Source organism: Kitasatospora sp. NPDC057198, assembly GCF_042670125.1.
In the GTDB taxonomy this organism is placed as follows: Bacteria; Actinomycetota; Actinomycetes; order Streptomycetales; family Streptomycetaceae; genus Kitasatospora.
The window spans coordinates 1-10,418 of sequence record NZ_JBHUWH010000281.1; the positions used below are offsets into that span (position 1 = coordinate 1).

Annotated in this window: 9 protein-coding genes; 5 read left to right on the forward strand and 4 right to left on the reverse strand. The window is 76.5% G+C overall.

The window, feature by feature from the left end; all coding sequences use genetic code 11:
* Positions 1–7: 7 nt before the first annotated feature.
* The 3 genes from ACFUEL_RS26560 to ACFUEL_RS26570 all read right to left on the reverse strand — a co-directional run bounded on the left by ACFUEL_RS26560 (position 8) and on the right by ACFUEL_RS26570 (position 4,328).
* The gene (locus ACFUEL_RS26560) at positions 8–2,560 is read right to left on the reverse strand and encodes a tetratricopeptide repeat protein (RefSeq protein ID WP_380239281.1); all 2,553 of its coding nucleotides are present in this window, start codon (positions 2,558–2,560) and stop codon (positions 8–10) included.
* 387 nt (positions 2,561–2,947) lie between these two features.
* Positions 2,948–3,280 carry a trypco2 family protein gene (locus ACFUEL_RS26565; RefSeq protein WP_380239282.1) on the reverse strand — a complete coding sequence of 111 codons (333 nt, stop codon included), beginning with the start codon at positions 3,278–3,280 and terminating at the stop codon, positions 2,948–2,950.
* 100 nt (positions 3,281–3,380) lie between these two features.
* Positions 3,381–4,328: a zinc-binding alcohol dehydrogenase family protein gene (locus tag ACFUEL_RS26570; RefSeq protein WP_380239283.1), complete on the reverse strand. Its 948-nt coding sequence runs from the start codon at positions 4,326–4,328 to the stop codon at positions 3,381–3,383.
* A 90-nt stretch (positions 4,329–4,418) separates the two neighbouring features.
* On the opposite strand from ACFUEL_RS26570, the gene ACFUEL_RS26575 reads away from it, so the two are divergent.
* Positions 4,419–4,874, forward strand: a complete 456-nt coding sequence (locus ACFUEL_RS26575) for a MarR family winged helix-turn-helix transcriptional regulator (RefSeq protein WP_380239284.1) — start codon at positions 4,419–4,421, stop codon at positions 4,872–4,874.
* A 57-nt stretch (positions 4,875–4,931) separates the two neighbouring features.
* On the opposite strand, the gene sigJ is transcribed toward ACFUEL_RS26575, so the two are convergent.
* Entirely contained in the window at positions 4,932–5,882 is a 951-nt protein-coding gene (sigJ, locus tag ACFUEL_RS26580; protein WP_380239285.1) for an RNA polymerase sigma factor SigJ, read from the reverse strand.
* A 283-nt stretch (positions 5,883–6,165) separates the two neighbouring features.
* Between sigJ and ACFUEL_RS26585 the strand changes: the two genes are divergently transcribed.
* From ACFUEL_RS26585 to ACFUEL_RS26600, 4 genes are all read left to right on the forward strand, one after another.
* A complete protein-coding gene (locus ACFUEL_RS26585; RefSeq protein WP_380239286.1) occupies positions 6,166–8,586 on the forward strand; it encodes a hypothetical protein in 2,421 nt (806 codons plus the stop codon).
* A 227-nt stretch (positions 8,587–8,813) separates the two neighbouring features.
* Positions 8,814–9,071, forward strand: coding sequence for a hypothetical protein (locus ACFUEL_RS26590; protein WP_380239287.1), 258 nt, complete (start codon positions 8,814–8,816; stop codon positions 9,069–9,071).
* Between the two features lie 3 nt (positions 9,072–9,074).
* The gene (locus ACFUEL_RS26595) at positions 9,075–9,584 is read left to right on the forward strand and encodes an acyl-CoA thioesterase (protein ID WP_380239288.1); all 510 of its coding nucleotides are present in this window, start codon (positions 9,075–9,077) and stop codon (positions 9,582–9,584) included.
* A 421-nt stretch (positions 9,585–10,005) separates the two neighbouring features.
* Positions 10,006–10,320: a hypothetical protein gene (locus tag ACFUEL_RS26600; protein ID WP_380239289.1), complete on the forward strand. Its 315-nt coding sequence runs from the start codon at positions 10,006–10,008 to the stop codon at positions 10,318–10,320.
* Positions 10,321–10,418 lie beyond the last annotated feature (98 nt).

A 10,418-nucleotide genomic window follows, 5' to 3' on the forward strand; every position in this document is an offset into this window, starting at 1 on the left:
GGCTGCCTCAGTTGTGCATTCGCGAGATGAGGTTGTTGAGGGATGTGGCGAGGTTGGGCAGGTAGGCGTCCGGGTTTGCCTCGGCGAGGGTGCGGTAGTGGCGTACGGCTTCCTCGCTCGCGGCCAGGCCCTCCGCCCGCCGCCTTACTTCCCCCAGATCGACGGACAGGTTGTTGAGGGAGCTGGCGAGGTCGGGCAGGTAGGCGTCCGGGTTTGCTTCGGCGAGGGTGCGGTAGTGGCGTACGGCTTCCTCGCTCGCGGCCAGCCCGTCCGCCCGCCGTCCCATCTCCCCCAAGCGGATGGACAGGTTGTTGAGGGACATGGCGAGGTTGGGAAGGTAGGCGTCCGGGTTTGCTTCGGCGAGGGTGCGGTAGTGGCGTACGGCTTCCTCGCTCGCGGCCAGGCCCTCCGCCCGCCGTCCCATCTCCCCCAGATCGACGGACAGGTTGTTGAGGGACATGGCGAGGTCGGGCAGGTAGCCGTCCGGGTTCACTGTGGTGAGGGCGCGGCGGATGGCGACGGCTTCCTCAATTGCGGCCAGGCCCTGCGCCCGCCGCCCCACTTCCCCCAGCCGGTTCGAGAGGTTGTTCAGGGATGCGGCGAGGTCGGGCGGATAGGCGTCCGGGTTTGCCTCGGCGAGGGTGCGGTAGTGGCGCACGGCTTCCTCGATCGCGGCCAGCCCGTCCGCCCGCCGTCCCATCTCCCCCAGCCGGTTCGAGAGGTTGTTCAGGGATGCGGCGAGGTCGGGCAGGTAGGCGTCCGGGTTCGCCTCGGCCAGGGCGCGGTAGCGGTTGGTGATGGTCTGGGTGAGGTCGACGGCAGTGCGGGCGAGGCGTTGGCTGGAGTGCGGGAGTCGGTCGTGCAGAGCAATGAGGTCGTCGAGCGCGGTGCCGGGGTTGGTGGCCAGGGCGTCGAGGGCAGCGATGAGGGGCTGGGGGCGGTCCGCCCGGACGGCGGTGGCGATGAGGTGGGGGGCGAGCCGGTCCTGGTGTCGTACGCACAGGCCGGTGAGGTGGGTGTCGAGGCGGCCGTCGAGGACGGGGTGGGCGGCGGCGCGGCTGTAGACGGTCAGGAGCTGGGCGGCCTGCGTGTCGTCGGTGCCGTCGGCCAGGTGTTCGGCCAGGGAGGGGTCGGCGGTGAGGACGTTCCCGATGTGGCGTTCGGCGAGCCGGTCGGGTTGCAGCGCGCCCCAGGGCCGGCCCGGCTCGGGGGGTGGGTAGAGGGCGGCGATCCAGGCGGTGACGGTGTCGCGCCGGTCGCGGGGCTGGTCGGCCAGCGCCGGGATGCTCGACCACACCCGGTCGGCCTGTTCGCGGTCGGCCGCGCCCACCAGGTGGGCGGCGGCCAGGGCCGTCTCCAGGGTGGGGCGGCTCGGCGACGGGGCGAGGCCGTGGGTCGCGGCGCCGTGGTTCCAGTAGCGGCGCTCGTGTCCGAGCAACCGGTCCTCCACCCCCTGCACCTGGTCGGCGGGCGGGAAAGCCGCCCCGGGGCTGCCGGGGCCGTCGGCGGTGGCGGTGTCGAGGAGGTCGGCGAGCGCGGTCATCTGCAGGGTCAGCGCGTTGGCGAACCCGTCGTGGTCGAGGTTCGGGGTGGGCAGGGTGTCGGCGGCGGTGCGCCAGTCGTGTCCGGCCAGGCCCCGCACGTTGGGCAGGGCGCCGGCCAGGGCGCGGGCGGCGGTGCGGTAGGCGTCCGGGCGCGGGCCCGGGTCCCGTTCCAACGGTTCCAGCAGGATCGCGGGGGCGCCGTCGAGGTGGTCCTCGGTGAGGCGGGTGGCGCTCTTGGCCTGGGTCCACCAGTCGCCGCCGGTGCGGGCCAGCAGCAGCACCTTGAACGGCGTGCCGCCGTAGTGGCGGGCGGCGGCCTCGACGAGCGCGGTCAGCTGCTCGGTGCGGGCCTCGGCGTAGTCGAGGACGACCAGCAGCGGTTTGACCACGTCGCGCAGCTCTCCCAGTTCGGCTGCGGTGGCGTCCGTGCGCGGCCACAGCACGGCCCACCCGTCGGCGGCCAGCAGTGCGGCCAGCTGGTGGGCGAGCCGGGTCTTGCCCTGCCCGCCCGGTCCGTGCAGCAGCCACGCCCCGAACCCGTCCCGGCCGCACCGGGTGCGCAGGTCCGCGAGCAGGGCCTCCCGTCCGTGGAAGGGGACGGTCTGCCGGGCCGCCTGGAGCAGTGCCGCCGGTGAACCCAGGGCCGCCCCGTGCCCGGCGGGCTCGGAATCGGCCAGGTGCTGGAGCTCGGCCGCCTCCAGCCCGGTCGCGGGGGCGCCGTGCTCGGCCAGTGCGGCGCGGAAGGCCGGGTCGTGGTGCAGGACGTAGGCGGGGACGACGTTCAGTTGCCCGTGTCCGGAGTGCGCGCGGTCGGAGGCCACCACCCCGGCCAGCAGCCGGTCGCAGAACACGGCCGCCCCCGACAGGCCGCCCCACGGCGAGGTGCCCTCCCGGGACCACTGCGGGGGGTGCTGGCGCAGGTCCAGCACGTACTGGTTGCCGGCGAAGCCGGTGCCCGGGTTGATCGTCCCCGCCAACTGGGCGGCCTCGACCGGCTGTTCGGGCCGCTGGGCCACGTCCGGCACCCCCCCAGGTCCGGCACCCGGTGCCGGGCCGGTCGGTGGCCATCCGCCCCCAGCGCACCGGCGCTTTCGGCAGCTGCCGGTCGGGGTCGTCGTCGAGCAGGACCAGCGCGGCGTCGTCCCGCCCGCCCGGCGTGCCGCACCACACCACCCGCCCGCCCAGTGCACCCGCGCCGCCGGGGCGGAACGCCCGGACCCGCGCACCGGTCCGGGCCACGACGTGGGCGGACGTCAGCACCAGGCGCCCGCCCACCGCGTACCCCGACCCCGGACCGCCGGGCCCGGTCACGCCCAGCACCCTCGCCCGCTCCACCCCGGCCCCGTCCTACCGAATCTTCGGTTCGCCCTACGCCACCCGGCCTGCTCAGCCCGGGATCCCGCTCAGTCCGGGATGCGGTCCGACACGTCGCCGGGACCGTCAGGGCGCGGCACCGAGCCGCTGACCAGCAGGTCGCCGCCGTGCGCGTTCTTCGGCGTGAGCGTGAACGACACCCGGTGGGTGCGGCCGCGCGAGAGCCCGGCCTCGGTCTCCGCGCCCACCGCCCACAGCTTGAACCCGGCCTTCGCCTTCGCGTCCGCCCGCCACTCGACCTCGAACTCCATCTCCACCGGCCCTACCGCGAACACCACGTCCGGGTGGTTCCCGCCCCGCTCCGCCGCCGCGATCAGCTCGTCCCGCACGGCCGCCACCGCGTCCACCAGAGGAATGTCCATCGAAACCGCCCCATCCGACGCTCCGTCAACCCCCATACCGTAGGACCTCCGGAAGCGCCCCGGCAGGCGAACGCCCGGACCGGGGCGGGCGACGGGCCGGTCAGCCGATCCGCACGACGCTCTTGCCGCGGTGGCCGCCCGCCGCCAGGGCGTCGATCGCGGTCCCGGTGTCGGCGAGCGGGTACTCGGCGGTGACGTCGACCCGCACCGTTCCCTCGGCGAGCCGGGCCAGGGCGCGGGCCGCGCCGGCGGCCAGGCGTCCGGGGTCGGTCCGGCTGAGCAGGTTGCTGTTGTACGCGAGCAGGGACTGGCCCTTCATCAGGAGCGCGTTGGCGTCGACCCGGACGGGGTCGAAGGTGGCCAGGTTGCCGTAGACCGCGAGCCGGCCGTGCGGGGCGAGCAGGGCCAGGTTGGCGGTGCGGGTCGGGCCGCCGACCGGGTCGAGGACCACGTCGAACTCCTCGCCGGCCAGCGCGTCCGGGAACGCGTCCCGGGTCAGTACGGCGTGGTAGCCGAAGCCGCGGGCGTAGTCCTCCTGCCCGGGACCGCCGACCACGCCGACGATCCGTCCGGCCCCGGCCGCCGCCGCGAACTGGGCGGCCAGCGTGCCGACCCCGCCGGTCGCCGCGTGGATCAGCACCCGGTCGCCGGGGCGCACCCGGGTGACGGTCTCCACCAGGTCGTACGCGGTGGGCCCGACCCAGCCGAACGCCGCCGCGCTCCGGGCGTCCACCCCCTCGGCCGGCACCGCGAGCACGGCCGGCAGTACGGCGAACTCCGCGTACCCGCCGCCCTGGAGCAGCGCCAGGACCCGCTCGCCGACCCGGTCGGCGGGCACGCCCGCGCCGACGGCCTCGATCCGCCCGGCCGCCTCGAAGCCGGGCACGAACGGGCGCGGAACGGGGAAGTGGCCGCCGCGGACCAGGACATCGCCCCACTGGACGCCGGCGTACTCGACCCGGACCAGCACCTCGCCCGGACCGGGGACGGGCACCGGCCGCTCGACCGGTTCGAACCTGTCGTCCGCCCGCAGGACCACGGCCTTCATCGTCAACTCCTCGCTCCGGGAGCTCGGCTAAGCTCCGTGTCAGGAAGCTAACTCGTATAAGGACCCTTAGTCAACACAGGGAGCTGTTACATGTCTGCCGACGTACCGGTCGAGGAGTACCTGTGCACCCGGATCCGCCGGGCCGAACAGGCCCTGATGGGCCACCACGAAGCCGTACTGCGGGGCTACGGCCTGACCATGACCCAGTACACGGTGCTGCTGGCGCTCTCCCGCGAACCCGACCTGTCCGGCGCCCAGTTGGCCCGCGCCTGCGGCGTCACCCAGCAGAGCATGGGCGGCGTCCTCACCGGCCTGCAGGCCAAGGAGCTGATCGAACGCCGCCCCTCGACCGCCCACGCCAAGGTCCTGCTCGCCCGGCTGACCGCCCCCGGCCGCGACCTGCTCGACCGGGCCTACCAGGAGGTCGTCGTCCTGGAGCGCGCCCTCACCGACCGCTTCACCCCCGAGGAGCACCGCCGGTTCTGCGAGTACCTCGACCGCGCCACCGCGACGCTCGTCGAGCAGACGCCCGACTCCTCCCACTGACCCCGGCCCGAGGCGGGGCCGGTCGGGTCGGATCGGGGCCGGTCAGGTCGGGACGGGTCAGGTCAGGGTGCCCAGCTTGTCGGGGTTGGAGACCGCGTGGATGCCGGTGACCAGGTCGCCCTCCGGTGCCAGGTCCAGGACCAGGACCGCGAACGGGCGGCCGAAGGCGTGGAAGGCCACCGCGGGGGCGCCGTTGACGGTCCGCCAGGAGTGCTCCAGGCCGGGGCCGGTCCGCGCCGCCAGGGCGGCCAGCAGGCGGGCCACCTGGGCGCGGCCGGTGAGCGGGCGCCGTCCGCCCGGGGCCAGACCGCCGCCGTCGCCGACCAGGGTGACGTCCGGGGCGAGCAGTTCCAGCAGCGCGGCCAGGTCGCCGCCCAGCGCCGCCGCCAGGAAGCGTTCCGTCACCCGCCGCCGGACGCCCGGCTCCGCCTCGTAGCGGGGGCGCCGGTCGCGGACGTGCTCGCGGGCCCGCTTCACCAACTGCCGCACCGCGGCCGGGCTGCGCCCCAGCAGGGCGGCCACCTCGGCCCCGCTGTACCCGAACACCTCGTGCAGCACGAACGCCGAGCGCTCCAGCGGCGACAGCGTCTCCAGCACCACCAGCAGCGCCAGCGACACCGCCTCGGCCCGCTCGGCCGCCAGCGCCGCGTCCTGCGCCGTGCCGCCCGCCCCGTCCGCCGGGCCCACCAGCGGCTCCGGCAGCCACGGCCCGACGTACGTCTCGCGCCGCCGGGCGGCCGCCGCCCGCTGGGCCAGCGCCCGGTTCACCGCGATCCGCACCAGGTACGCCTTCGGGTGCCCGATCTCCCCGGCCGCCGGGTCGGCGGTCCGCGCGGACCAGGCCAGCCAGGTGTCCTGGAGCACGTCCTCGGTGTCGGCGACGCTGCCGAGCAGGTTGTACACCAGCGAGAACAGCAGCTCCCGGTGCTCCGCGTACGCCCGGACGGCCCCCGCGTCCGCCGCCCCCGCGTCCGCCGTCTCCGCCCGCCCCGTCGCGTCCCCGTCCATCCCGCGCCCCCTCGCCCGCCCGTGCCGTCCGTGCCGTCCGTGCCGTCCGTGATCGTGCACCGAACCCTGCCACCGTACGCCGCCGTCCGCGCACCGGTGTGACCCGGCTCACCCTCGGTCGGCGGCCCGGCGTCCCGTACCCGAACAGCCGTCCGCGCACCTCAAGTAGGCTGACCGCGGCCGGAAATGACGGTGCCACGACGAGCCGGGGGAGGCCCCGGCCCGCCCCGGCGCCCGCGCAGGGGGACCGGCCGACGGGGACGGACACGAAGGACAGGCACCAGTGGACAGCGACAACCGCGCCGACGCCCGACACGACGAGGACCGGACGGAGGACCGGACGGAGGACCGGACGGCGGACCGGACGGCGGACCGGACGGCGGACCGGACGGCGGAGGCGGGCCCGGCGCTCTGGCACTACCTGCTGGACGACGGACTCGACCCCGCCGGACGGATACCCGTGCACGCCGTGCGCGGCAGCACCCCGCCCGGCAGCACCCCGTCCGGCAGCACCCCGTCCGGCGACGGCGCCGACCCCGCGGCCGGCGGCACCTACCGCCCCAACCCGCGCCACGGCCGCCCGCTGTCCCCGCCCGCGCCCGCCGACGCGCCCGCCGGCCCGCCCGCCCCCGGACTGCCCCCGCTCGGCGCCGGCCGCCACCCCGCCGGGCGCGCCCTGCTCTCCTGGCTGGAGGACGCCCGCGCGCCCCGGCTGTGCCGCCTCACCGGCAGCTCCGGCAGCGGCCGCACCCACCTGCTGACCTGGCTCGCCGCCGCCTGCCCGCCCGACCACCCGCGCCCCGGCCGCCGGGTGCACGCCCTGCTGGACGCCGAGGGCCTGACCGTCCGCTCGGCCACCGCCCGGCTCGCCGACCTGCTCGGCCTCACCGCCGCGGAGCCCGCCGAACTGCTCGAAGCGCTCCAGGACGGCACCCCGCGCACCGTCGTGGTCACCGATCTCGACCGGGCCGGCGGCCCCCGGCTGCCCGACCTGCCCGAGCGCCTGGCCCGCGAACTCCTCGTCCCGCTGCTGTCCGTGCCCTGGCTGCTGCTGGTCGTCGAAGCCGCCGACGGTCCCGCCGCCGACGCGCTGACCGCCGCCGCCCCCACCGGCGCCGTCCTCGACCTCGACCAGCCGCAGTGGACCGACCCCGGCAAGTACGCCGCCTGGTGCGCCGGGCTCGCCGGCCACCCCGTGGACCCGGCCACCACCCACCCCAGCCCCGGCCTGGCCCAGCTCGCCGCCCGCACCCCCGACGCCGTCCCGGACCCGGCCCTGCCGCCCGCCGAACGCGCCGCCGCGCTCGCCGCCGCCTGGTGGAAGGCCGTCCCCGACGCCGAACGCGCCGCGCTCGCCGCCCTGGTCGCCGCCGAGGGCCCGATCAGCACCGAGCTGTGGGCCGCCCTCCCCGGCGCCGACGGCCCCGCGGTCGCCGCCGCCGCCGACCTGCTGCCCCCGCCCCCGCTCGCCGACCGCTGGCGGCTGCGCCCCCAGCAGCTCGCCGACCTGGTCGCCGCCGACAGCCCGCCGGTCGACCACACCGCCGTCATGTGGGAGCTCGCCGCCGGCATCCCCGCCCGCCCCGACGGCGGGCCCGACCTCGCCGCCAGCGACCCCGAACGGCTCGCCCTGCTGGTCCGGCACGCCGTCGCCGCCGACCCGGGCACCCCGATGCTCGCCGAGACCGACCTGCTGCTGCACGCCGAACCCGCCACCGTCACCGCCGCGTTCCAGCTCGTCGAGGACGCCGGGGCGCCGCCCACCCCGCTCGCCGAGGCGTGGCGCCGGGCCGCCCCCGACCGGGCCGCCACCGCCCGCCCCGCCGACCGGGCCGCCGTCCTGCACGCCCACCTCACCGGCCGCCAGGACGAGGCCGCCGCGCACTGCGCCGAACTCGCCCGGCAGACCGACACCCGCTGGCGCGCCGTCTGGCAGCACGTCCCCGACCGCGGCCCGTGCGCCGCCACCCAGGGCCTCGGACCGTTCGCCGGCCACCTGCTGCTCGCCGACGGCGCCGGGCTCCACCTCGCCGACCCCGCCACCGGGCAGCTCCTCGGCGCCCCCGAACCGCTGGCCGGACCGCTGGCCGGACCGCTGGCCGAACCCCACCCGCGCGCCCTGACCGCCACCCCGTTCGGCGGCGCCCTGCTGCTCAACGCCTCCGGCCGGCTGCGCTCGCTCACCGTGCGCGGCGCGGAGGGCGTCCCGGACGGTGCGCTGGCCGCCGTCGGCGCCTGCACCGCCGTCGCCGCCCACGAGGACGTCATGGTGTTCGGCCGCCCCGACGGCCTGATCACCTACAGCGAGGTCTCCACCGGCACCGCCCACCAGCCCGAGCACCCCCTGCACGAGGGCCCGGTCACCGCCCTGGACGTGGCCCCCGCCGACGGCGGCAGCCTGGTCGCCAGCGGCGGCGAGGACGGCCGGGTCTGGACCTGGATGCCCGGCCGCCCCCCGCTGCCCGCCCCCGTCGACCAGCGCCCCCGTCCGGTCACCGCCGTCGCCTTCGGCAGCACCCCGGACGGCCTGCTCCTCGCCGCCGCCTGGTCCGACGGCCTGCTCCGGCTGCGCCGCTGGGGCGAGCGCCACCGGGGCGCCGACATCCGCCTCGGCTCGGCCGTCCGCACCCTCGCGGTCACCCCCGACGGCCTGGTCGTCGCCGCCCTGCCCGGCTCGGTGATCGCCCTCACCCTGGTCGGCTGAGCGACCGGCCCGGCAGTGTTGAAAGTTGACGGCACCACCGGGAACTTCAACGAAAGACCGGGTGATTCACCATTTCCGGCTGGTTCCTGATCGAGTTTGACCAGCGGAAGGACATTGGGCGTCAAAGAAGCCGCCGGACCTTCCCCCTCAACGGATGAATCCTCTGTGAACCGTCGAACACGAACACCGTGAACCGCGAACCAAGTCCGACCGGAAACGAGAAATCGATGTCTGAACACCGTGACGGGGTCGACCACGTGGAGAGGGAGTGCGCCGCCCTCGCCGGGCTGCCCGCGGCCCAGCGGCTGGCCGAACTGGAGAAGCTCTGCCGCCGCACCGAGCGGGCCCTCGGCCGGGCCGTCCTCGACACCGCCGCCGAGGTCTACGAGCAGGGCCACGACAGCGACCTGCACCGCTCCCCGTACGCCTACGGATACCTGCGCCGCAGCCTCGGCTTCCGCGCCGAACACCGAACGGACGGCTGACCGTTGTACACCTACATGTGCCGCACCCGCTGGGGCGACATGGACGCCTTCGGCCACGTGAACAACCTCAAGGTCCTCCAGTACGTCCAGGAGGCGGTCTACTGCCTGCTGTACGACGACACCGAGGGCCAGGACCTCTTCGAGGACGGGTTCATGATCGCCCGCCACGAGATCGACTACCGCTCCCCGCTCTACCACTGCCCCACCCCGCTGCCCGTGCAGATCTGGGTGGAGCGCCTCGGCCGGTCCTCGATCAGCACCACCTGCGAGGCCCGCCGGCGCGGGCAGATGGTGTTCCAGGCCCGGACGGTCACCGTGCCGACCGACGCCGCGACCCGGCGCAGCCGCCCGCTGCGCGAGGTCGAACGCCACCACCTCAACCGCTACCGGGTCCGCCCCACCGGCCCCGTCGCCCCCGTCGCCCCCGTCGGCCGCGTCCCCGTGCGCTCCACCGGCCGGATCAGGGTCCCCGTCCTCGGCGAACGCGAACGCGAGCGCGAGCGCGCCTGCTGAACGGGCCGGGTGGACGCGTCGGGCGGACAGGCCCGGCGGACAGGCCCGGCGGGTAGGCCCGGCGGGTAGGTCCGCCGCATCGAAGAGGAACACCGCCGGCCCCGGCCCGGGTACCCCACCCGGCCCCGGGGCCGGCCCCGCGCGTCCGCCGTCCGACCGCTCCCGACACCCCCCGGCCCGGCGGCCGCCGCACCCCGGCCCGGGGCCCGTTGCACCGCGCCGACCAGGGGTTTCAACACCGCGACGACTTCAACCGGAGCTCTCCGCCCGCTCCCGCGCGCCGGGCCGCGCCACCCCGATACTGCTGCCGGGAGGCCGGGGAACCCGACGGCGCGGCGGCACCGCGTCCACCGGGACGGCCGCCCGTGCCCTCGTACGTCGTCCGGGCGGCCCTGCGCGCCCGCGAAGCGGAAAGAACCCCATGCCCGACCCCTGCCCGCCCGGTCCCTCCACCCCCGGCACCGCTCCCGCGCCCGGCACGAAACCCGCCGCCACCGCCGTCGCCGCGAGGCCGCGCACCGTCACCGCCGCGAGGCCGCGCACCGCCACCGCTGCCGCTCGGGTGCCGGGCTCGCAGCACGGGCGGATGCGCCGCTCGAACGGTCTCGACGCGATCCGTGCGGCCCGGGGCGTCGAACGGGCGCTGTTCCCGTTCAGCGACGTGCTCGGCATGCGGGTGGTGGCCGCCGCCCCCGGCGGCGAGGTCGGCTGCCTCGGCACCGTCACCCACCGGTGAGCCGTACGGTGCCGGGCCCGCCCGGGGCCGGCACCGGCGGGAACGGGGCGACCCCGTCCGGGACGTCAACCACCGTGCGCGCCGGGGCCTCCGGCACC